This is a genomic window from Sphingobacterium ginsenosidimutans (assembly GCF_039536865.1).
Classification (GTDB): domain Bacteria; phylum Bacteroidota; class Bacteroidia; order Sphingobacteriales; family Sphingobacteriaceae; genus Sphingobacterium; species Sphingobacterium detergens.
This window is the reverse complement of sequence record NZ_BAAAZK010000006.1, coordinates 181,070-205,392: the sequence shown is the minus strand read 5'-3', so window position 1 is coordinate 205,392 and position 24,323 is coordinate 181,070. Positions and strand designations below refer to the sequence as shown.

The following is a 24,323-nucleotide window of genomic DNA, read 5'->3' as shown; positions in this document are numbered from 1 at the left end:
GCTTTAGTTTATAGATTCACCTATGAGCTTTAAGTTGCCTGATAACCCTGTTTTATTGAGATCATGCAGTTTGATTTTTAATAAGCAATAACCTCTCCGGATCTACCTTTGGCATCAAAGACTTTGAATAGGTATTTCTTGCCCGTTTGATAAGGAATTGCACCACTTGCTTCTTTTGATTTCAACGTCGGTGTGCTTCCATTGTCCGTATAATATACTTTGAACCCTGGATAATCGGTGTTGATAAGGAGTTGGTTGCCCTCTTTTTTAATACCAAGCTTCGGAAGGCGATAGGTGTAACCCCCATCAATAATATCCAGTTTCTTCAATTCATCCTCTCCTAATTTTTTAATAAAGGCTGTGTAGGATTTACGATAGCTTGCTTCGTCATACGAGTTCCCTTTTTCCCAGTCTTGTTCTTGCGCCCAGGCACGATCGGCAATAGCAATTAATCGAGGGAATATCATCTCTTCAAGGCGTTGATCTGTCGATACTTTTTCGGCCCAGAGTGCACCCTTAATGCCGAGCAGATTTTTCTTTCCTTCAGTAGTAAGCTGCTCTTTGTTGGTATAAGCTTCTTTTACAAGATCTTTTCCAGTATCATCTTTACGAAGATTGATAAAGAAGTTTTCCGGTGAGAAAGAATAGGTTCTGTTCAGGTTTACAGTACCTACCCAGCTATGGCCTGGATCTGCAAAGTCGCGGTCCCAAGACATATCCAGGTAGTTGTTTGCCGCGCTGGTATAGACAACTTTATAGCCTGCATTTGCTAAGCGGTAAGCTAAATCCTCCTGTCCTTGACCCGGAAGGTTATTCCATACATTGAGATGGATGCCGGATTTGCCCAATTCAGCATTAACTTCCATTCCTTTCCCTTTATTGCGCATGCCCATCTCTTCCCATCCAGACATCGTCAAACCCTTATCTTGAACGAGCTTGTTAATTTTGGCGATATATATCGGCCAAACATCAAGTACATTACTGATATTATTATCCTTCATGAATGCAAGGATTTTTGGTGATTTTTCCCAGACACCACTCGGTGTCTCATCTCCTCCCAAATCGATAATTTTCAACGGTACTCCAGCTTTTTCATGAATCGTTTTGATTTCATCGACCACTTTGCTCAGGAAATGATATGTTGAAGGTAGGGCAGGGTTCATCACATTGTCGTTCCAGTTTTGTGCGGAGTTATAGATCGATTTGTCATCCGCGTCATCCAACAGGAATTCTTCTGCTTTCTGTTTGTCGCCCGCCTTTGTAAAATGAGCAAAGCGTGCACGCATTGCTTTGATCGCAGCACGGGCATGCCCCGGTGTTTCTACTTCAGGTATCACATCGATATGCCTTGCTTTAGCATATTGTAATATTTCGATATAATCAGCTACGGTGTAGAATTGATGCGCTTTTGCAGTTGCACCAGAGCCGTAAGCAGGTTGAATTCCTTTGCCGTCTTCAAAATTAGCGGTACGGTTGGCCCCCACTGCAGTCAGTTCCGGTAAGGATGGAATTTCCAATCGCCAACCTTCATCGTCAATAAAGTGGAAATGGAATTTATTTAATTTGTAGGCAGCCATCAGATCCAAAATGCGCAGCACCTCTGCCTTGCTATGAAAATTACGGGCCGCATCCAACATAAATCCACGGTAGCCATAACGAGGACTATCTTCTATTTTTGTGTAAGGTAAGGCAATTGATTTGCTCGTTTTATTCCATTGTTGATGATTAATCAAGGATTTCAAAGACTGTATGGCATAAAATGCACCGGCCTTATCCGCTGCTTCTATACGGATACCTTTTGCATCGATGTTTAGTCGATAAGATTCAGGTTTCAGATCGTTTGCTTTGACGATAACAACAGCATCTTGTTTTTCAGAGCTAGTTGACAACTTGATACCTGCGTATTTGTTTAGGAAATCTGTCAGAAAGCTTGCTTCGGAAGAGAATTCACTGGCGATAAATACTTTTGTACTAGCCGATATATTGAACTTTGTATTATTGTTAATACTAATATTGCTGGGTAGGGGGATAATGGCCTGCGCCTCTATACCTTCGGTAAGTTTATTTTGGTCATATTTATAAGACCAATAATCCGCTTTTTCAGCATCGGACTGAGGTGCTGTTTTCACCGCAGTATAGTTCTGAATATCTGTTGAAAGCCCAGTTTTGCTATTTTTTATGTACAAACCGATTGGCCCGTCGGTATAATTGACGAGTCCTGTTGTGATGAAATCAATATGGATGGTGTCCTGTGATTTTAATAAAAAATTGTTTTTCTTAAAGCTTACCTGAAATAGATCGCCATTCCTGTGGTCAATGGCAAATCTTTTATCTACTTTACCAGGATCAATAGATCTGATAAAATTAAACCAGAGGCTCCAATCATTGAGCTGTATCGCACTTTTGCTCGTATTTTTCAGAATGATTGTTGAGACAGGATTTTTACGGATGTTCTGGCCATCCTTGACCTGCCAGGTGAGTTGCAGCTGATCTGCAATTGAGCTCGATTTTTGAGCATATGCTGCTTGGCTAAAAAGTGCCATGCCAAGACCCGCATAGAGTAGAGGATTTTTAATTTTTTTAAAATTAGTCATGTTGGTTACTTTTTCAATGAGTCTAAATATAGCTATTTTAGAGGGTTTTAAGATCTATTTTGAAAAAAATGAATAAAAATTTCGATAAAATTTTGACGGATTTAGAAAACTTTCTATATTTGCACACCGAAACAGAAAATGGCCCGTTCGTCTAGGGGTTAGGACGCAAGATTTTCATTCTTGAAACAGGGGTTCGATTCCCCTACGGGCTACAGGGTAGGCAAATCAAGTTTTTACTTGATTTGCCTTTTTTTTGTCCTCTTCCGCTACTTTGTTCGCATATCTAGATCAAGCTCTCCTCCGCCCTTATTCCCCTATTTTTCAAAAATGAATTAAAATATTGGAAATCGATTTCAAAAAATTATTTTTGCTCTTAATAACTGAATATTAAAGGCAAATGAATCTTACTCCAGTAGCAGTGTGTGCAAAATTTGGGATAGCAGCTTCGGGAATAAGTAGTATTGCTTTAAGCGCGAATTCGCTCGAGCATATTGAATAGAATATTGGTTTGACACATACCCACATACCTAAAAGTTTTTGGCATCATCTATATCGGGGAAATTTGATTAGCGAGGAAGGTTTAAATAGGACATTTGGCTTTTAGTATATGATTAAGTGTCAATAAGACGGTAAATTATGAAAACTCTAATCTGTACAGGACCACAAAAACTAGCATACAAAGACGGCACCATGCCAAAAGCTAAGGCTGATTTTGCAATTATAAAAATACATCGCATCGGGGTTTGCGGCACCGATTTACATGCATTTGAAGGAACGCAACCCTTTTTTACTTATCCTCGCATTTTGGGGCACGAGATTTCTGGTGAACTGATCGATACTGGCGGTAATCAAAACTTTGAAGTGGGGGAGCCTGTGACATTTATCCCTTACATCAATTGTGAAAACTGCATTGCCTGCTTAAGTAAAAAGCCTAATTGTTGCATAAATATAAAAGTCTGCGGAGTGCATACTGATGGAGGAATGGCGGAGTTTATACAGATTCCTGCACGTTTGTTGGTGAAGGGATGTGGCTTAAGTTTTGATGAACTGGCTTTGATAGAGCCTTTGGCTATAGGCGCCCATAGCCTTCGTAGAGCCCAGATAAAGCCGGGTGAGTTTGTCCTTGTAGTCGGAGCGGGTCCAATAGGACTTGGTATTATTGAACTCGCCAGAATTGCTGGCGCTCAAGTAATTGCGTTAGATGTCAACAACAATCGTTTAAATTTCTGTAGTGAAAAATTAAATCTAAGACACATCATAAATGCAAACAATGAAAATGTAGCCGATAGATTAGCTGAAATTACTGCTGGTGATATGCCTACACTGGTGATAGATGCTACAGGTAACCAAAAAGCGATTAACAATTCTTTTTATTACATGGCACACGGTGGCAGATATGTATTGGTTGGCTTACAAAAGGGTGAATTGATGGTGAGTCATCCGGAATTCCATAAACGCGAAGGGACCCTCATGAGCAGTCGAAATGCAACTATAGAAGATTTTGATCATGTAATAAACTGTATGAAAAAGCGATTGATCAACCCCGAATATTATATTACACACAGGGTATTTTTTGATGAAGTAAAAACTAAGTTTAAAAGTTGGCTCGACCCATCATCATCGGTAATAAAAGCGATGATATCCATTCGTTGATTTAAGTTAATCATAATTTAGTCCCCATAAAATACCGCATAATATAAATTAATATATTCTATTGAAAACCTTGAATAACCCAAAGGGACTATCAGTACGATCAAAGTAAAAAGTAGTTTATGAAAACAGAGTGATAGTTATACGCAATCATGACATTCAAAATAGCGTGTACAATTTGAATAATGACCATTTTGCTGAGGACTAAGTATAGGTAAAAAGAAAACAAAAGCTTTTGGTATTAAAGAAATAGCGTGATGAATTTAGATAAACAACATTTAGCGGGTATTGACAATCAGGAAATTGAAGTTCCCATGGAGTCAATATTTACTATGCCGGAACGGGTCGTCCAATTTGGAACAGGAGCACTCTTACGTGGCCTGCCTGATGATTATATCCATCAGGCCAATCAAAAAGGAATATTTAATGGCCGTATAGTTGTTGTCAAATCAACACGCACTGGAAATACAACTGCATTTGACAATCAAAATGGGCTCTATACTTTGATTACGAGGGGGATGGAGAAAGGAAAGATTAAAGAACTGAAATGCATTAATGCTTCCATCTCCAGGGTGTTGTCTGTCCATGATTCGTGGGAAGAAATACTAACGACAGCGACTTCTCCTTTGATCAGCATTCTGATTTCAAATACAACTGAAGCTGGACTGTTGGAATTGGGAGGAGCTATTGATGACAGTCCCCCGGTAAGCTTTACGGCAAAGGTAACAGCTTATTTATATCATCGATTTTCCTATTTTAATGGCGATAACTCTAAAGGTCTTGTCATCATTCCTACGGAGTTAGTTTCAGATAATGCTAAAGTACTAAAGCGTAACATCGTCTGGATGGCGGAACAGCAAAAATTAAGCAAAGATTTTATTGATTGGATTGACAAGGCCAATTACTTTTGCAACTCACTGGTAGATCGTATTGTTCCCGGTAAGGTCTCTGAAGAGGACCTTTCCTATACAGATCAGCTTGCAATTATGGCCGAACCGTATAAATTATGGGCTATTGAATCAGATAATCAGGATGTTAAGAGTATTTTGAGTTTTGCATGGGTTGACAGTACCGTGAAGATAGTTCCCAGCATAGCGCAATATAGCGAATTGAAACTGCGTCTGCTTAATGCTCCGCATATCTTATGTTGTGGTATTGCGCTCTTGTCCAATACAGAATTTGTTAAGGACTTCTTTAATAATGAGATCTTAGACCGTTATATTCAATATTTACTTTTTAAAGAGATAAGTCCAATAGTTGAGCAATCAGGGATCAGTCATGAACTTATTCAACCCTTTGGTGAGGCAGTTATTGATCGTTTTAAGAACCCATTTTTATTACACAAATGGCAGTCCATCGCATTTCAGTATACGACCAAACTTAACATGCGCGTGTGTCCTTTAATTGAACAATGGTATAGTAAACAATCTGAACCACCGATTGGTATTGCTATTGGCCTAGCTGCATACATACTTGTCATATGCAATCAAGACACAACAGAACCTTCATTTCAAGATGACGCCAGCTTAATAATATTAAGACACCAGGAGTATTCCGATTTTACAACAAGGATATTATCCGATCCTAAGATCTGGGATAAACCACTTCATAATTATCCAGGTCTCACTTCAATAGTTCATACAATAGTTACTCATATAGAGCGGCAAGGTATATTGGCAACCATAAATTATTTTTTATAGACTAACCAAAAGTGTCTTTTAATCTAGGATAGATTACAGATTAATTGATTAATTTTTTCATTGATATTTCAGGTGGTCTTTTAATTGACAAATAAACAAGACTCCCGAATTTAGGCATTTCCCAGATTCGGGAGTCTTGCAGATGCTATTGTCTATTAGAATTTAAAACAGGAAACATTTCCTGCGAAATCAGCGATATAAATAAAATCGCCATCTACTGTGATTTCTGAAAAAATAGGAGCACCCAGATTAAATTTAGAGAGTAGCTTCCCTTGCTTGTTGAGTGCATAGAAGTAACCATCCGAAGCCCCGAAAAAGAGCTTTCCTTTGGCTTCAGTTACCGATGACTCTACGGTTCCAACCAATTTATGTTGGTCAGGACTACTGTAAGGGGAGGTGTATACCAGTGCCTCGCCAGTGGAAAAATGCCATTTCTCTTCTAAAGTCTGAGGGTCGTATGCTTTTATTCCGTTTGTGGATGTCGGCATGACCAATAGGTCCTCAATAATTTTGGGCGAGGCCATGACTTTGAAATCATCTGTTTTGATGCTTTTTTGTGCGATTTCGCCAGTCTTTAAGTTTAGCTTAAATATACCATTGAGCCCCGTTGTATACAGATAACCGTCTTTTGCTGTAACGCCGCCGCTTCTAAAACGTAGCCCATCTTCCTGACGTTTCCAAAGTAGCTTTCCCGTTTGGATATCATATGCACATAAGGCATTCCAATTGTATCCCGCCAATAAGGTTTGATCTACGACCGATAGCTCTGCTGGAGTCGCTTCCCCGCCCGATGGATCGACACCTTCCCAAAGCACTTTTCCGGTATGGATGTCAATTGCTGACATACGTTTGCCCAGGCCTGCATAATAAATTCCGCTGTCAAGTGCTGGACCAGATACGAATGTAGGAAGACTTGGATTGGATGGGTTTTTTGTCCACAGGATTTTGCCTGTGTTTGCATCGATGGCATATACATTTGTTTCGACGTCAGTTGCGAGCAATATTCCGTCGCTGTAGCGCAGCTTATGTTTGATAGAATTGATTGTTGGCAATGACCACAGCGTTTTGCCGGTGCGTTTATCTAGTGCTATAATGGAATGATTAGTCCCAATACCATCGTCCATCGTCGCAACGAAAAGTTTATCTCCAACAATTAGCGGACTGGTTTTCCAGATGTTTCCGTTTACAGCAGCAGACCATTGTAGTTTCATGGTGCTTTCTGCATGGCCAGCCAAATTAAAAGACTGCCTTTTTAAGGCTTGTTCACCATTTTCATAATGAATAGTAATGAGTGCATCATATTGTCCTTTTTGTTTTCCGAATGGTACTTTTGCTTGCCATAACCAATCGCCAGAAGGAGACAGCTGAACATTGGCTAGACGTTTACCGGTTTCGTGGGCAGAGATTTCCACGGCTACCTTTTGTATTTTTCGCTCACTGTCATAAGCACTGACCACGATTGGAAGAGTTTCTAGCATATTTATTTGCTGGTCAGCGGTCGGATGTACTAGTTGGATATGGTCACGTAGATTGGTATAAATAGGTTTAATATCTTTGATTCCTTGTTTGTCGATATCGACCACGACAAACTGCGCTGCCGAGTTATCAATTCCTCCTTTATTGGGAGCGTTTGAACAGACAACATAGACTCCCTTTTGTTTAAAGACAAAATTGTTGTGCCAATGGCCATAAAACCAAGCTTTCAGATTAAATTGCATCAAGTCAATTTGCTCTTTCTCACCTTTCAGGATAAAGTCTGGACCAGCGAAGAAGTCATGATTGATAAAGATCAAGGGTTTTGATCTGTCCATTGTTGCAAGGTCTTTCTTAAGCCAGGCGATGATCTGGTCGGCTGTGTAACTTGGTTTATAATCTCCATTTGGCATTGGTGTCACGACAAAATGGGCAGGACCAGCATCAAACGAGTAATAGGTGGGACCAAAGAGGTCTTCAAATAGTTTTTCTCCATATTCCCCCTTTACGAGATCATGGTTGCCCACCGTATAATATGTAGGTCTGGCCATCAGTTCGGAGTTTACTTGCTTGGCATGAAAAAGCATACCCGGTTCATAACAGATATCGCCGGTATGCATAATCAGGCTCGCCTTTTGCTGTTGGGCATAATTTCTGACGTTATCTATCCAGGGGCCATAAAGTGGAGTTTCGGTGTCCGTAATTTGGATAAAACGCAAAAAATCAGCTTGCTGCACAGTGTCTTTGGTTAAGGCGAAATCTAAATTTTTAACTTCACCGCGCAATGGGATATAGTGCGTTTTTGTTGCTTTATATCCGCTCGGAATGGTAACTGACAAAAAGCGGGCGTTTGGGTTGTGCGGTAAGCTGTATGTCCCGGTCTTGTCTGTTTTTACTACACCATAACCATCGGAGACAACAATGTTGGCAAGTTGTTTTTCGTTCTGTTCGAATTGATTGTTCGAATTTTGATCTTCAAAAACCCGTCCTGTCCGTTGTTGTGCCAATAAGGGCGAGATCGGGAGTAGGAGGCATGTGATTAGTTTCGTTAATTTCATCATAGTTTTATAAAGTAGAGCCAGCTGCTCCCTGCGGAGAACTGGCTCGTTTTACTGGTTTCACTGCTTATTAAGCATATTCATCACCTAGACTTATTTACCGAGGTTATGAATGTTGCTTTTTTACAGGTCAAATTCTTCCCAACCTTTCGGCTGTTTCAGCTTATTGTTGAGAACAGTTTGCTCGATCGGTATAGGGAAGTAATAATATCTTTGCTCATTGAAGCTCCTTGGACGGGTTGTTTTGTCGTCGATGAACATGATTCTTCCTGAATTGTCGTTTTCCAGATAAAATATACCGTCATTGACATAGAATTTAGGAATCTTTTTAAGATCATCCTCAGGAATACCAGCTATAGGACTGTTATCTCCTTTTTTTAGGATAATGATATCACCAACACCATCACCGCTGACATCAATAAGTCCCAGCTTAGGGATGTACATGCCACTTGGAGCCTTGGCGAGTATATTGCCCGATTTCCAGCGGTAAAGATCATCAAAACGGAATCCTTCACAGGCAAGTTCTACTCGACGTTCGCGACGGATTTCTAACAACACGCCTTTATTAGCGCCCGTTACTAAAGGATATTGATTTGCGAGGTAGGTATCAGCTGTTGCATTGGCAACGGCAAGATTTAATGCAGGCATTCCTACACGTGCGCGAATCTTGTTTACAGTAGCATCAATATCAGTTTGCGTTATTTTTCCTAATTCGGTCTTTGCTTCGGCATTAATTAATAGGACCTCCGCGTAACGCATGATAGGAAGATCAGTATAGTTAAGTTCCCAGCCACCACGTAATGCAGGATCGCGCGGATAGAACTTAATTTGAAGTAATCCTCCAAAGTCTGGACGTGTTATATACGGCGTTCCAGCTACATTGTTACTAAAACCCGGCGGCATAATTGTTTCGGCTAAACGAGGATCACGATCTTTAAATAGGTCCACAAAAGCTTTCTTTTTGTAATCTACTTTGGATGTAAATGTTGTTCCGTCCTTCATCAGGAATTCATCGGCCAGTTCGGCACTCAATGCCCACTGCCAATCCAACACTGTGTGTGTATTGTTGGCAACTCCTAAATCGCGGCCGTTCTTTTGTAAGAAAATGACCTCTTTATTGCCTGCGAGGGTGCTGCTTGAAAAGAGGTTACGATAATCGGTCGCGGAGCTACCTGCAATGGAGAACCCGCCGTTATTGATGATTTCCTGCGAGGCTGATGCAGCTCTTTCCAAAAATGTTGCTGCAGTGTTCTGTAGATTTAATTCCGTGTGGTATTTACGGAAGGTACCTTCATGAAGGGCTATCCGGGACAATAGTGTCAAAGCACTCCATTTGGTGAAATAACTATTATCTCCACCCGGACGGACATTTGCTGCCGCAAATTCGAGATCTTTCATGAGGGAGTCAACAACAGCAGCACGGGAATCTTTTGCCTTGTAAAGGTCTTCGGATGATGTACCCATTACATGGGGGTACCAAGGCACATCGCCATATTTTTTCACCATTTTATAGTAGAAGTTTGCGCGAAGTAAACGGGCAACTCCGATATAATGATTGATAACAGCAGGGTCACCAGCAACTTTACCCACATTGTCCAGCATATAATTTACATCACGCAGGGGAGCCCAAGTGTCTTTATCCCATCCTGTTACAGTAGATGGTGTAAGTGTGCCTGCCAATAAAGTTCTCACTTCGGCGTTTTGATCATTGTTGCTCAACGCAATATTATCCGAGTATAGATCTGTATATTGTGCACGCATTTGCTTATATAGACCATTTGTATAAATTGCCAGATCTTCCGTTGTATTAAAAAATACTTCTTTGGTTATCGCCGATCCCGAGGTGCGATCCAGAAAATCTTTTTTACAGGATGTCCCCAGTAGTATAAGGGATGCCAGTGCGATATAATTGATACGTTTCATTTTTTTAGATTTAGAGATTAAAGATTTACATTCAGACCAAAGGTATACGTCCGCTGGAATGGATATGCAGCTTGCGCCCTGTTACCTGATCCTATCGATTCCGGATCCAATTTCACCTTAATATGAGAGATCTCAAAAACGTTTTCTGCACTGAAGAAGAAACGTACTTTTCGCAATTTGATACGTTGTAATACAGATTCTGGTAGTGTATAACCGAGCGTAAGATTTTTTACCCGCATATAGGCCCCATTCTGCATATAACGCTTGTTTGGAATACCGAGCTGTTGATAATTATCTTCTGCAGAGTAGGCTCGCACAGCAGGGAAATAGCCAGGTTCATCTTTTGATTTCCAGTGATCTCCATTTTGTACGGTCGGATTTGTCCATGGTTGTGCATAGACTCCCCAGAAGTAGATATTGGAAGCGCCTGGATACCAATCACGTTTGCCTATGCCTTGCAAGAATACGCGTAAATCAAAGCCTTTCCATCCTGTAGAGAGATCTAGACTATAAGGTAGTCGCGCACTGTTATTGCCAACAATATGCATATCGCCGGCGTCATCCACCGTCTTTTTGCCCATATCAACTTTGCCATCCCCATTGCGGTCAGCGAAGACAGGATCACCAGCATAAAATTTGTATGATTGATCATCCGTTCCCATGGCAGATTGTTTCGAAGCTGCTGCTGCTGCATCATCTTCAAAAAAGCCAGTAATATCAGCACCCCAAATTTCGCCAATTTCCCTTCCCACATAATTTCTGTCCCATTGATCGCCCAAGGATTTTGTCGGGTTATCAAAACGAGTGATCCATGAACGACTATCCGCCAGTGTAAAGGCGACATTATACCAGAAAGGAGAGCCACTTAGCTCTTTGCTATCGCGCCAGCTTAAACGCAACTCCCAGCCTTTTGTTTTTAAGTCACCGGCATTTTGGACGGGAATCTTTGTGCCAAATGGTCCCGGCAATTCCTTTCCTGGTACCAACATATCATTGGTGTAGCGGGTATATTTGTCGAAGTTAACTCCCAATTTGTTGCTGAAAAAATTCATATCAATACCTGCATTGACCGTCTGGATTGTTTCCCAGGTAAAATTATCGGAAACAGCTCTCGGAGCATATACCGCTGGTGGTTTGCCATTGCCCAGGATATAGTCCGCCAGCTTGTTGTCCATAATAGGCATATATGGATAGGTGTCATAGTAAGGGAAATCGGAATCATATCTGAACAATTGGTTGCCCAGTGATCCATAAGATCCCCTGATCTTTAGGAAATCCATTGCCAAAGCATTTTTCACCGGTTCGAAAAAATTCTCTTTGGAGATTACCCAACCCGCAGAGGCAGATGGAAAGAAGCCCCATCTGTTATTCTTTGGAAAACGGGATGAACCATCGAAGCGACCATTGAATTCCGCTAGATATTTATCTTTATAGCTATAGCTGATACGGGCAAATATACCTTGTACTGCCCAGTCTTTAATGCGTTCATCTTTTGAAATATTTCCCGTCGCACTTCCGATGGAAGGCACCGTGGTGGAGATTAGGTTTAATGCCTGTATGTAATTGTAGTTGTTGTAGTTGTACTCCTGATTATAGCCTGCAAGTGCTTGTATATAGTGGTCTCCAAAATTTTTATGAAAATCAGTGTAAATATTATAGACGTTGTATCGGGTGAGATCATTCTCATTTCTTGCATAGGTATTCGAAAATGTTGGCGTTAGGATAGCCTCTGGTCCCGTTTTGTACTTCGAAGGAACATCATATGATCTTTTTAATCCTGAACTGCGTCTGAAAGTTGCATCGGCATTTAAGTCCCAGATCCCTTTGATCAACGCGGCCTTTGCGGAGAATGTGGTTACAAATTCGTTGATACGATTATCATTACGCCCACCTTCTTGTAATGAACCTAATACCTGCGCACCGGCTCTTGTCCAGCTACCGTCTGGGTTTCGGGGTACATCGAGCGAGTTGGTTCGGTTGACTCTCCAAAAAAAGCTGTCGCCGGCATCCAAAACGACAGGGGTATCATAATTCATGCTGGTAAGCAATGTATTATTAGATACCTGTAGCCAGTCAGTAACATCAAAATCTACCTTTCCTCTGACATTGTACCGTTTGTAAATATCGTTTCCATATTTTAAAAGCCCATCTTGTCTATAGTAATCACTGGAGAGGTAATAGCCGATTTTATCCGACTTTTTGGCAATACTTAAGTTTGCATTATAGGTTGGAGCAGTTTTATTGTAGGCTTCTTTCAACCAATCTGTGCTGCCTGTATATACCCAATCTTGTCCATTGTCTGATAGTGTTACTGCCGGTAGGGAAGGATCCAAAGAGCGTTTTTTTGCATACTCACGTGCAGATTCTGGGTAGGAGTTGTACAATGGTTTTCCTGCCTCATGTTTAATGGCCATTACTTCATAAGGGTCAGTAATGAATTCAGGCAGTTTACCTAAAGTTCTATACCCAACATTTGTACTGAAATTAACATCAAGTTGACCGCTTTTTGCCTTTTTTGTTGTGATCAATACCACCCCAAAACCACCTCTGGCACCATAAATAGCAGCTGAAGCAGCATCTTTCAATACAGACACGGACTCGACATCATTCGGGTTGATACGTGCAACTTCATCCGGAGAGTAGGGGATATTATCGACCAAAATTAACGGGGCGCCGCCATTTAGACTGGTAAATCCGCGTACGTTAAATTCGGGATTTGTAGAAGCACGGCCATTGGAAGTCGTGATATTCAAGTTGGGGATTAACCCTTGTAGTCCAGCGCCGAGATTTGCAATAGGACGGCTTTCCAGTTGTTTTGAAGAGATCATATCGACAGCCCCCGTTAGGTTCACTTTTCGCTGCGTACCGTAGCCGACAACAACCACCTCATCCAACTGTGAGTTGCTTGCTTGGAGGGTCACGTTTACTGTACGTTGACTTCCTATCTGCACACGTTCTGTGGTATATCCCATATATTGAAATACAAGTACAGCGTTCTCCGGCACACGGAGTTTAAACTGACCATTGGCATCGGTTTTCGTCGAAAGTGTAGTATGGCCCTCAACAGATACGGTAACACCAGCCAGGGCAGATTCTGTACTACGTACAATACCTGTTATTTCGATATCTGTGCGTTGTTTTTCTGAAATGACGATCGTGTTGTTAAGAATCTGATACGTCAGGTTCTGACCTTTAAAAACCTTGGATAGGGCCTGTTGTATAGGGCCGTGATCCATTTGGATACTTACAGGTTGTAAACTGTTCAATAGTTTTTCATCATAGAAAAAGCGGAGATCGGTCTGTTTTGAAATTTCTTGCAGAACTTTCTCTACGCGTACTTTTTTTAAAGAAAGATTGACAGTCTGTGCTGTTCCCGAAGCATGGGCTCCAAGTGCGATGGAAAGCAAAGAAAGAGTGCTTAACTTTATCATACATAAAGTTTTAAAGGCCGGAGGGATACGGAATCCCCGATCTTTCTCCTGCCTTTTCATTGGAGAAAAAAAATTCATAAATTAGAATGATTTTTAAGGTTTTAAAATTTCTGTTGGTAATCAGTAAAATAAGCCTTGAATTTAACAGGGGATGCGTCAACATCCCCTTTTTTGTTAACCACAAGGCGCTAAAGTTGATGTTTATACCATAGGCCGTTTAATATTTGGGTAATTAGTCTCATTGTATTATAACCTTTCGTCCGATAATATCAAATTTGCGTCCCGTGGCAAGAGCCAAGATCTGCAATACTTCTGAAAGTCTACTATTTCTGCTGATGGAGCCTTTGTAGGTTGAATTTGCTCCGATTATCTCCATATTTTCAAACTCAACATCATACCATCGGGCGATCTGAAGAGAGATATCTTTGAAATTGTTGCCATCGAAATAAAATTCATCCCGTTGCCAGGCTGTATTTTTTGTCAGGTCAGTTGCTGTAACTTTGATATCGTTTGTTAGCGATGTTGTTGCCTGTTGGCCTGGCTTGATAATAATTTGGTTGCCTTCTTTAAGGACTTTCACGCTGCCTTCCACTAAAGATGTAGAAACCTCATCGTGATAGGCATTGACATTAAAAGTTGTTCCAAGGACTTCAATTGTGGTACCGTTGGCATTGATCCGGAAAGGTCTATTAGCATCTTTTGCTACTTCAAAATAGGCTTCCCCTGTTAAAGCAACTTGACGTTGATGGGGTTCGAAATGTGTGGGGTAGGATAATTTTGTAGAAGCATTCAACCATACTTTTGTTCCGTCTTCAAGAATAATCATATAAGAACCCGCTTTTGGAACATCAACAAGAAAATTCTTTCCTTGTTGATCGGATGATTGTTCAAGGCGCTGTACAAATGGATCTGCTAGTTGTTTTTCTTCTCCTTTTGGGTTTATAATTTTGGCATAATGCCCTCCAGGAAGGATGTCATTGTGAAAGGCCTGATCCTGTGAAGGTACTTCTGCAGCCAGTTCCAGTGGCTTTTGATCTAGCGAAGAAAATCTGTTGTACATCCAAAGGCTACAGCCCGAAACGGCTACAAGCATCGCTGCCACCATCCATTTGGAGCGAAACCAAGTTAGTCGTCGGACAGTAGGAGTAGATTCACTAAATAGCTGTTCCTCTAGCTTCGTATTGATACGTGATGCTAATCCTGTTTGGTATTCCTTTAATTGCTCCTCCTCGGGTTGATCCTGTGCATAAAACCAGTGAAGAACTTGTTGTTCTTCCTCTGGAGTACACTGGCCTTCCAGATACTTTTTGAGCAAAGCTTTAGCTTGATCTGACGATTCTTGTTCCTTCATACAGACCTATAATCGGAGAAGGAGAATAAAAGTACCGAAGAAATTTATGAAAATAGTTTAAGTGCTTGTAAACTAGGTGTATATTTTTTTATTCGTTATTTGAAACGAAGCTTTAGCCAACCCAGGGCTAACGAAATATTGTTTTTCACGGTTTGTTCGGATAGGGCGAGTTCCGAAGCAATATCTTTGATGGACATGGATTCCTTTCTGCTAAGTGAAAAAGCCGATTTCATTGTTGTGGGCATTTTTTCTATTTCGGCGTCGATCAATACCGCCAATTCTTTTGCCAGAAGCTCATCTTCGGATGTCGGGGACGCCCCTTGAAAGCTTGCCAGTAGTTTTTCGGCACGGACAATTTTCTTTTGCTCGTTTATTGTCCAGTCGATAATTTTATATTTAGCAGTTTTAAATAGATAAGGGTATAAAGAGTTTTCTATTGTGATGTTAAGACGTTGGTGCCATAGTGAGGCAAATATTTCCTGCAAAATGTCTTCACTGTCCTCATTACAGGAAACACGGCGCTGAATAAAACGGAAAAGTATATCTGAATAGCGATTGACTAATTCAGAAAAAGCATAACGGTCATCCGCTTGAATTCTGATGAATAGCTCGGTGTCGTCTAACTGTTTCATAAGTACCGCAATTTGTGCTAAATATCCCTTAGTTTAATGAGGTCAAATTTATAATTGTGGTGTTAAGTTAATATTAAAAACAAAAGATTTGATGATGTTTTTTTAAGCAAACGATTGCATAATCTCCATTTATAACAAAAACCATCAGTTTTCTCAATAAATAATAAGAAAACTGATGGTTTAAAAGAATGTTACCAGAAAATAATCTAAAAAAAACAGAACCCTACAAGCGTGCGTCCACTAATTTTCGATCTAATATTCCTTTGATATCAAATACAACGGAAGGATTCTTTTTTAAATTTTTGAGATCCAGATGTAAGAACTCTCGATGACCTACAGCAAGAATAATACTGTCATAATTGCCTGACTGCGGAAGAGTTGTTAATAGGTCAAGACCAAAATGTTTTTTTAATTCATCGGGGTTTACCCAAGGGTCATAGATATCGACCTCCAAACCAAATTCTTTGAGATCTTGAATCATGTCAACGACTTTACTATTACGAATATCTGGACAGTTTTCCTTAAAGGTTACACCTAATACTAAAGCTTTGGCACCATCGAATTTGATGTTCTTCTGTATCATCAGTTTGACGACCTTGGAAGCGATGAAAGAAGCTACTTGATCATTAACCTCCCTACCGGATAGGATAACATGGGGATGATAGCCCAACTGTGTTGCCTTTTGAGCAAGATAATAGGGGTCTACTGAAATACAATGTCCACCAACTAAACCTGGTTTGAAGCGGAGAAAATTATACTTTGTTCCTGCTGCATCAAGCACGTCCTGCGTATCTATACCAACGCGGTCAAAGATCAAAGCGAGTTCGTTCATAAACGATATATTGACATCACGTTGTGCATTTTCAATAACTTTCGCTGCTTCGGCCACTTTGATTGAAGGAGCAAGATGTGTACCTGCATGGATAATTTGTTTATAAAGTCCATCCACAACAAGTCCCGCTGCAGCAGTACTTCCGGAGGTTACTTTCATCACTTTTTGCAGTGAATTAACTTTGTCGCCAGGATTTATGCGTTCTGGTGAGTATCCAACAAAGAAGTCCTGATTAAATTTCAAGCCTGAGTTTTTTTCCAAAACCGGAACACATTCTTCTTCGGTACACCCGGGATAGACTGTGGATTCATAAATAACCAAATCACCAACTTTTAGGAGTTCACCGATCATTTTAGACGCCGCTAATAGTGGTGATAGGTCTGGTGAATTATAACGATCTATAGGCGTCGGGACAGTTACAATATAGACATTGGCATCTGCAATATCTTGAACGGTTGCACTTGCATCATAGCCTTTGCGCTGTTCCGATGTCGTAAATAGATTTCTAGCACGCGTAAGCTCATCTGCAGGAGTTTCCAGTGTACGGTCTATGCCGGCTTTAAGTTCGTCAATACGTGTTTTGTTGATATCGAAGCCTATCACTGGAAAGAAATCAGAGAAAGCTATCGCTAAAGGCAATCCCACATATCCCTGTCCAATGATGGCAATTTTTTTTATCTGAAAGTCTGTCATATTTATATTTAAAGTAAAGATACGTTCTTTACGTTGAAATTAACCTCTTGTCAACCAACCTCTACGTCCAGCAGTAGCAATGGCATAGGGAGTGATCCAAAATAAACTAAAGGCATAAAATATACTGTAGCTATATGCCCAGAATGCTTCTTTCGCATTTGCATTTTTAGAGGCAAAGAAATATGCCTGGATACTTGAAAATATAAGAATACCTACCAAAGTTGAGCTTAAGAACATCAATGGATAATGGAATACTGTCCATAACATCAATAATAGCATAGGGTAGGAAAGCAACACTTTTTGCCATTGCATAATCAATAAGATACGTGCACCCCACTTCGGTCCTTTACGAAAGTTTTTAAAGGCAAACTGACTCATCATAATGTTTTCACGCACATTGCTTCGTTCCCAACGGATAAACATTTTATATAAATTTTTATAACGTACCGGAGTATCCGTATATACTAACGCGTTAGACTGGAACAATACATGATATCCTTGCTTCAAAATCATATTGGTCATGGCACGATCTTCTCCAATGTCCGAAGGTTGTCCCATAAACGTTTGGTGAATCCAGTCTTCAAGACAGTTCATCACAGCTTCTCTGCGATATCCAGATAATGCCCCTGGCGTACACATCACAGTGCCTAGCATGCTTTGGGCCGAACGCACAAACTCAAAACTAAAGACGAAACTCACATTTAACATACGTGGTATAATAGCCTTTTTATTATTCAATACACGCACATTACCCGCTACAGCACCACATTCCTTATTGGTTACAAATGGGCTGGCCATATTACGGATCGTATCCTTGTTGACCACAGAGTCACTATCTACTGTAATAAATACTTCACCAGTACCTAATTTAAAACCGCGGTATAACGCATGGCGTTTACCCATATTTTTAGGTTGTTGGTAGATCTCTATGCGATCGCCCAGCTCCATTTTGGCACGTTGTATCCAAGCGAAAGTATTATCCTTACTTCCGTCATCAATGGCGATAATCTGAAGCTTTTTATCGGGATAATCACTACTTGCCAAGCTATGAAGTGTATCGTAAACCAATTGTCCTTCATTATAAGCCGGAACTATAATCGTACAGGTTGGAAGTTCTTCATCTGAAACGGATGCAATCGGCTTGTATTTACGATGAAGTACAATTAAAAAGATTAAAAAGCTGATCGCGATAGTGGCCAAAAATATACCTAAGCCTACTAAAAAGGTTCCACCTATACTATCTAAACGTTGGAAACGTAATGCATCAAAATCTGGTTGGAGCATATATACACCAAAGACCGATGCAAATAGTACGAAAAAGGTCGCTCCAAAAATACCGTATTCCTTTGGTCCAAAATTGCTTTCTTCGACTTTCTCTACTTTGGTCTCGGATTGCTGCTGTTCTTCATTTACGTCGTACATTGCAGGTTCCCATTGTTTAGCCATCTGCTTTGATACGATTGAGTTTTCTTTCATGTAATTCATAGCCATTCTATTTTTAGATATACATTCTTCTTTACTTTCTTTGCTGACTCAAACGACGAGTCTTTTGTAATGAAAATATTACGAATCCATAAACGCAAAATACATGCCTTTATTTTGTGCCAAAAATTGAGCGAACGACTCTTTTGTAACGTTCTTGATACATTTTTATTGTTTTTAATCTGTTGAATATCAGTGTTTTGTTGCTGTATTGGCGCTTGTGTAATCAAAAAATAACAAGCCTATATGAGCAGTAGACATTTAAGGTTTTTTAACGTTTTTGGGAATTTTTTTAAGAGAACTTGACAGTTTAAGTGACAAACTGTGTCCGAAAGAAGGCAGTGACTTTGTATGAAAAAAGGGATATCAAGCCTTGCTGATACCCCTTTTGATTTTGCAGATTTTTCGCGATAGATTAACCGCCAAATTCCATCAAATAATTTTTTAAGAAATCATTTAAGTCTCCATCCAATACCGCTTGTGTATTTGATGTTTCGTAATTTGTGCGTAAATCCTTGATCAATTTATAAGGATGTAGAACATAGTTACGAATTTGGGATCCCCATTCGATTTTCTTTTTATTTCCTTCGATCGCAGCGGAGGCTTCTTGTCGTTTGCGCATTTCAATCTCATACAATTGTGATTTCAATAGGCGTAACGCATTTTCCTTATTTTGCAATTGCGATCTCGTTTCCTGATTTTTGATAATAATGCCTGTGGGTTTATGGTGGAGTCGTACAGCTGTTTCTACTTTGTTTACATTTTGACCACCAGCACCTCCAGAACGGAAGGTATCCCATTCGATTTCTGAATCTTTGACGTCTATTTCGATATTATCATCAATCAGGGGGTATACATAAACCGAGGCAAAGGAAGTATGTCGTTTTGCATTGGAGTCAAACGGCGATATACGAACCAGTCGATGTACTCCGTTTTCACCTTTAAGGTAGCCATATGCAAAGTCTCCAGATAGTTGAAGAGTTACACTTTTAATTCCGGCAACATCCCCTTCCTGAGAATCCTGTTCGGTGACTTTATACCCATTTTTCTCCCCCCACATGATATACATCCGCATCAGCATGGCTGCCCAGTCACAACTCTCAGTACCACCAGCTCCCGCAGTGATCTGTAAGATTGCATCCAGCTGATCCTCCTCTGCACTGAGCATATTTTTGAACTCCAGTTCTTCGACCTGTTCCAATGCAAGTTTATACTGGTCGTCCAGTTCTTTGTCAGTTGCGTCTCCAGATTGAAAAAACTCGTACATTACATAGGTATCTTCAACCGCTGAAGCAACTTCATCAAAATGATCTGTCCATACTTTCTGGTTTTTGATGGCCAACAGTATTTTCTCTGCCGCTTTGGAGTCATCCCAGAAAGTTGCTTCCATTGTAATGGCTTGATCTCTTTCTATTTCTTCTTTACGGACATCGATGTCAAAGATGCCTCCTCAGGGAAGTAACACGATCCCTCAAGTCTTGAATTTGTTCTTTTGTCATATCTGCTAATGTAGATATTTTTAATCAATAAATCCGTTCTTAAATTCAATATGTTATTAAGACTGTAGCCAGCTATATTAAGAATAACATTATAAGCCGTAGACTTGTACTGCTGGCCGCTAATTCTGCAATACTCTCCACTCAATACTAATATTTGACCTTTTTTTTTTAGTTTTGATATCATCAACAGCATAAACCTTCATTTTGCGATCTGTGCAAGGTGTAATGAAAAAATACGGAAGGTTCTTATTAGCGGTTTAAAACAAATAATTTCAACAAAAACAGTATGTTTCCAAAAATTAATTTTACAACAACCAAAGCCTACCAATATTTGGTAGATCATTATATTGATATCAATCAGCAGGACCTCCGTGAGCTTTTCGTGGCAGACCCACAGCGATTTGAGAAGTTTTCGATCCTTTTCGAGGATATTCTTTTAGATTATTCTAAAAATCGCGTAAACGAAGAGACAATGGCGCTGCTGATCCAGTTAGCAAAGGAATGCCAGCTCTCCGAAGCAATCACGGGTATGTTTGCGGGTGAGCGGATCAATGTGACCGAAAACAGACCCGTTTTGCACACCGCATTGAGAAATCAATCCGATCAACCTGTTTTTGTCGATGGAAAGGATGTGATGCCTGCTGTTAAAAGCGTGTTGGCACATGTGAAAACGTTCACAGAGCAGATTCTCTCCGGTGAATGGAAAGGCTATACAGGCAAGGAGATCACGGATGTTGTTAATATCGGTATTGGTGGCTCTGATTTGGGACCAGTAATGGTTACCGAAGCCTTAAAAGCTTACAAGACCAGGCTGAATGTACACTTTGTCTCTAATGTAGATGGTACACATATCGCTGAAACGCTAAAGGGAGTAAACCCCGAAACAACCTTGTTCCTGATTGCGTCCAAAACCTTCACAACACAGGAGACGATGGCCAATGCGCATACCGCTAAGGATTGGTTTTTAAGTAAGGGAGCAAGTGAGCAGGATGTTGCTAAACACTTTGCGGCGTTGAGCACCAATACGGAGGCAGTAAAGGCTTTCGGAATAGACCCACAAAATATGTTTGAATTTTGGGATTGGGTTGGCGGACGTTATTCCCTATGGTCTGCAATCGGACTGTCCATTAGCCTGGCTATTGGCTTTGATAATTTCGAGGAACTCTTAAAAGGTGCATACGATGCTGATGAGCATTTCAGAACCAGCGCCTTTGAGGAAAATATTCCGGTGATATTGGCTTTGCTTGGTATATGGTACAATAATTTCTTTGAAGCTGAAAGCCACGCCATTCTTCCTTATGATCAATACTTACACCGTTTCGCGGCCTATTTCCAGCAGGGGGATATGGAGAGCAACGGAAAATATATAGACCGGAATGGCGAGCGTGTAGACTACCAGACGGGACCGATCATTTGGGGGGAACCTGGAACAAACGGACAGCATGCCTTTTATCAATTGATCCACCAGGGTACAAAATTGATACCATGTGATTTTATTGCTCCAGCAAACAGCCTTAATCCGATAGGCAACCATCATCAGCTTTTATTGTCTAATTTCTTTGCACAGACAGAGGCACTAATGAACGGTAAAACGGAGGAAGAGGTTGTTGCCGAATTACAAAAAGCAGGTAAATCCAATGAAGAGGTGGCGGAATTGAAAACGTATAAAGTATTTGAGGGTAATCGACCAACAAACTCTATTTTATTGAAAAAAATGACGCCACGTACACTGGGTAGACTCATTGCCCTGTATGAACACAAGATTTTTGTGCAAGGTGTGATCTGGAATATCTACAGTTTTGACCAATGGGGCGTTGAACTGGGTAAACAGTTGGCCAATAAGATTCTACCAGAATTAGGTGATAATAATCCCATCACTAGTCATGATTCTTCCACCAATGGATTGATTAATACATATAAATCCTGGCGTGATTAAGATGACCGGAAAGTACATGGCATTCAGGAATACTGATACCAGTATATAACATAAGCGGCTGACTTTTCCCAAAGTCAGCCGCTTATGTTTTACCGATTTTGCACAGTTTTCTTCTGCTAGCGAATTAGCTTATACAGTTTTATTTTGTATACGGATGGCATTTAGGATCGCCAAGAGTGCTACCCCAACATCCGCGATAACAGCTTCCCAGAGCGTTGCAACTCCCCCGGCACCCAAGATCAAGACAATAATCTTTATGCCCATTGCTAGGATGACGTTCTGCCAAACAATATTGCGGGTAATTTTACCAATTTTGATTGCGGATAAAATTTTATGAGGTTCATCATTTTGGATCACAACATCTGCCGTTTCAATGGTCGCATCAGCTCCTAATCCACCCATTGCTATACCTACCTGAGCTAAAGCTACCACAGGGGCATCATTGACGCCATCTCCGGCAAAAGCGACATTGCGTCCTTCGTCGATCAGTCTCTGCACATGACTTACCTTATCTTCGGGTAGAAGGTCCCCGTAAGCTTTGTCAACACCAAGTTCCCTCGCGACCTCATCTACTACTGCTGTTTTATCACCGGACAACATGACCGTGTATAAGCCTCGGGCCCGCATAGCCGAAATAACCTGTTTTGCATCAGGCTTATTTCGATCTGCAACGGTGATGTAGCCCGCATATTGATCCGCTATGGCAATCAATACAATGGAATCGACAATTTGCTTTATTTCTTCCGGATAGCGAATGTTGAACTTGTCCAGCAATTTACTATTGCCAGCGAGGACAAGCTTATTGTTGATCGTTGCTTTGAGTCCATGGCCCGCGATTTCCTCAATCCCTTCAGTAATGAATGAGTTGTCTCCCGGCTGGTGGCTAGCTATTGCCTTGGCAATAGGATGGGTAGAATTTGATTCAATGGCCTTGGCATAATCCAGTAATGTTGTCGCTTGTCCATTGACAGCGTGGACCTCTTTTACTTCAAAAACACCTTCGGTGAGGGTACCTGTTTTATCCATAACAATAGTATCAACTGTGGTGATGGCATCCAGGAAATTGCTGCCTTTGAATAATATTCCATTTCTGGAGGCTAATCCTATTCCGCCGAAGTAACCCAAGGGGATCGAGACTACGAGTGCACAAGGACAACTGATCACCAAAAAGACCAAACTGCGGTAAAACCAGTCTCTAAAGCTATAATCACTGACAAGGAATATAGGGACGATAAGTACCAGAAGTGCCAGCGCAAAGATAATAGGGACGTAGATTTTTGCAAACCTTGAGATAAAGAGCTGTGTTTTAGATTTGCGCGCTGTCGCATCCTGCACCATCTCCAATATCTTGCTCAATTTGCTGTCCTGAAACGAGCTGACAACTTCGATCTCAGCAACTGTTTCTAGATTTATCATACCTGCAAAAACAGTGTCACCCTTATATTTGGTGTCCGGTTTGCTTTCCCCGGTTAGCGCTGCGGTATTGAACGCCGCCCGTTCATTGATCAGTCTGCCATCCAGAGCGACTTTTTCACCGGCTTTGACGAGGATAATTTCACCGATTTCAACCGTCTTAGGGTTGACATCCACTCGTTTTCCATCTCGCAAGACAGAGACTTTGTCCGGACGGATATCCAATAGTGATTTAATGGATTTTTTTGCGTTGTCCACCGCGGTATCCTGAAACCATTCGCCAATCTGATAAAATACCATGACAGCTACGCCTTCCTCAAATTCCCGTATTGCGAATGCGCCCAAGGTTGCCACGCTCATTAGAAAGAACTCGTTGAAGAAATCGCCACGCTTTGCTTTTCGAAAAGCCATTTGGATAACCGGAATACCTGCCAATAGGTAAGCAATGCCATTTAGAAGGAGAGAGGCGTAAAACGGAAGTGTGATCTTAAATGCGTACTTGAGTATCAGCAGTGTGATCAATATGATGAGCGCTATAAGGAGTTTGCGTTGTGAAATCCACCAAGGTGTATCTTTTTCTGTATGGCTATGCTCGTGATTGTGTTCGCACATATATCGAGGGGTCTATTAAATAATATAAATTTAGCTATTTTAAG

The 24,323-nt window shown here is 40.8% G+C and carries 13 protein-coding genes and 1 tRNA gene; 4 read left to right on the top strand and 10 right to left on the bottom strand.

From position 1 onward, the window contains the following. Positions 1-77: 77 nt before the first annotated feature. Positions 78-2,594, bottom strand: a complete 2,517-nt coding sequence (locus ABFX33_RS11440) for a family 20 glycosylhydrolase (RefSeq protein ID WP_346086181.1) — start codon at positions 2,592-2,594, stop codon at positions 78-80. 140 nt (positions 2,595-2,734) lie between these two features. On the opposite strand from ABFX33_RS11440, the gene ABFX33_RS11435 reads away from it, so the two are divergent. The 3 genes from ABFX33_RS11435 (at position 2,735) to ABFX33_RS11425 (ending at position 5,944) form a co-directional block, all read left to right on the top strand. After that, positions 2,735-2,806 (top strand) — tRNA-Glu (locus ABFX33_RS11435). Positions 2,807-3,230: 424 nt separating this feature from the next. Beyond that, positions 3,231-4,247 carry a zinc-binding alcohol dehydrogenase family protein gene (locus ABFX33_RS11430; protein WP_346086180.1) on the top strand — a complete coding sequence of 339 codons (1,017 nt, stop codon included), beginning with the start codon at positions 3,231-3,233 and terminating at the stop codon, positions 4,245-4,247. 254 nt (positions 4,248-4,501) lie between these two features. Then, positions 4,502-5,944 carry a tagaturonate reductase gene (locus ABFX33_RS11425; protein ID WP_346086179.1) on the top strand — a complete coding sequence of 481 codons (1,443 nt, stop codon included), beginning with the start codon at positions 4,502-4,504 and terminating at the stop codon, positions 5,942-5,944. Between the two features lie 155 nt (positions 5,945-6,099). Here ABFX33_RS11425 and ABFX33_RS11420 read toward each other — a convergent pair whose 3' ends face one another. The 8 genes from ABFX33_RS11420 to prfB form a co-directional block, all read right to left on the bottom strand. Next, complete coding sequence (locus ABFX33_RS11420; RefSeq protein WP_346086178.1) at positions 6,100-8,478, bottom strand: outer membrane protein assembly factor BamB family protein; 2,379 nt, start codon at positions 8,476-8,478, stop codon at positions 6,100-6,102. 120 nt (positions 8,479-8,598) lie between these two features. Continuing rightward, positions 8,599-10,398 carry a RagB/SusD family nutrient uptake outer membrane protein gene (locus tag ABFX33_RS11415; RefSeq protein WP_346086177.1) on the bottom strand — a complete coding sequence of 600 codons (1,800 nt, stop codon included), beginning with the start codon at positions 10,396-10,398 and terminating at the stop codon, positions 8,599-8,601. A gap of 17 nt (positions 10,399-10,415) precedes the next feature. Then, positions 10,416-13,829 (bottom strand): TonB-dependent receptor, encoded by a 3,414-nt coding sequence (locus ABFX33_RS11410; protein WP_346086176.1) that lies wholly within the window; start codon positions 13,827-13,829, stop codon positions 10,416-10,418. A gap of 238 nt (positions 13,830-14,067) precedes the next feature. Continuing rightward, positions 14,068-15,180: a FecR family protein gene (locus tag ABFX33_RS11405; RefSeq protein ID WP_346086175.1), complete on the bottom strand. Its 1,113-nt coding sequence runs from the start codon at positions 15,178-15,180 to the stop codon at positions 14,068-14,070. A gap of 95 nt (positions 15,181-15,275) precedes the next feature. Beyond that, positions 15,276-15,812, bottom strand: coding sequence for an RNA polymerase sigma factor (locus ABFX33_RS11400; RefSeq protein WP_346086174.1), 537 nt, complete (start codon positions 15,810-15,812; stop codon positions 15,276-15,278). Between the two features lie 223 nt (positions 15,813-16,035). Beyond that, entirely contained in the window at positions 16,036-17,337 is a 1,302-nt protein-coding gene (locus ABFX33_RS11395) for a nucleotide sugar dehydrogenase (protein ID WP_346086173.1), read from the bottom strand. 39 nt (positions 17,338-17,376) lie between these two features. Next, positions 17,377-18,822 carry a glycosyltransferase family 2 protein gene (locus ABFX33_RS11390; RefSeq protein WP_346086172.1) on the bottom strand — a complete coding sequence of 482 codons (1,446 nt, stop codon included), beginning with the start codon at positions 18,820-18,822 and terminating at the stop codon, positions 17,377-17,379. A 412-nt stretch (positions 18,823-19,234) separates the two neighbouring features. Then, positions 19,235-20,318, bottom strand: a protein-coding gene (gene prfB, locus ABFX33_RS11385; RefSeq protein ID WP_120261199.1) for a peptide chain release factor 2 whose coding sequence is annotated in 2 segments (ribosomal slippage) — positions 19,235-20,257 and positions 20,259-20,318 — 1,083 coding nt in all. Because the reading frame shifts where the segments join, the coding sequence is not laid out codon by codon here. 286 nt (positions 20,319-20,604) lie between these two features. Between prfB and pgi the strand changes: the two genes are divergently transcribed. Further along, complete coding sequence (gene pgi, locus ABFX33_RS11380) at positions 20,605-22,254, top strand: glucose-6-phosphate isomerase (RefSeq protein WP_346086171.1); 1,650 nt, start codon at positions 20,605-20,607, stop codon at positions 22,252-22,254. A gap of 129 nt (positions 22,255-22,383) precedes the next feature. On the opposite strand, the gene ABFX33_RS11375 is transcribed toward pgi, so the two are convergent. Next, positions 22,384-24,279 carry a heavy metal translocating P-type ATPase gene (locus ABFX33_RS11375; RefSeq protein ID WP_346086170.1) on the bottom strand — a complete coding sequence of 632 codons (1,896 nt, stop codon included), beginning with the start codon at positions 24,277-24,279 and terminating at the stop codon, positions 22,384-22,386. Positions 24,280-24,323: the final 44 nt, after the last annotated feature.

Coding starts and splice junctions, on each gene's coding strand:
- ABFX33_RS11400 (WP_346086174.1), bottom strand. CDS start 15,812: ATGAAACAGTTAGACGACACCGAGCTATTCATCAGAATTCAAGCGGAT.
- pgi (WP_346086171.1), top strand. CDS start 20,605: ATGTTTCCAAAAATTAATTTTACAACAACCAAAGCCTACCAATATTTG.
- ABFX33_RS11415 (WP_346086177.1), bottom strand. CDS start 10,398: ATGAAACGTATCAATTATATCGCACTGGCATCCCTTATACTACTGGGG.
- ABFX33_RS11405 (WP_346086175.1), bottom strand. CDS start 15,180: ATGAAGGAACAAGAATCGTCAGATCAAGCTAAAGCTTTGCTCAAAAAG.
- ABFX33_RS11390 (WP_346086172.1), bottom strand. CDS start 18,822: ATGAATTACATGAAAGAAAACTCAATCGTATCAAAGCAGATGGCTAAA.
- ABFX33_RS11440 (WP_346086181.1), bottom strand. CDS start 2,594: ATGACTAATTTTAAAAAAATTAAAAATCCTCTACTCTATGCGGGTCTT.
- ABFX33_RS11425 (WP_346086179.1), top strand. CDS start 4,502: ATGAATTTAGATAAACAACATTTAGCGGGTATTGACAATCAGGAAATT.
- ABFX33_RS11430 (WP_346086180.1), top strand. CDS start 3,231: ATGAAAACTCTAATCTGTACAGGACCACAAAAACTAGCATACAAAGAC.
- ABFX33_RS11420 (WP_346086178.1), bottom strand. CDS start 8,478: ATGATGAAATTAACGAAACTAATCACATGCCTCCTACTCCCGATCTCG.
- ABFX33_RS11410 (WP_346086176.1), bottom strand. CDS start 13,829: ATGATAAAGTTAAGCACTCTTTCTTTGCTTTCCATCGCACTTGGAGCC.
- ABFX33_RS11375 (WP_346086170.1), bottom strand. CDS start 24,279: ATGTGCGAACACAATCACGAGCATAGCCATACAGAAAAAGATACACCT.
- ABFX33_RS11395 (WP_346086173.1), bottom strand. CDS start 17,337: ATGACAGACTTTCAGATAAAAAAAATTGCCATCATTGGACAGGGATAT.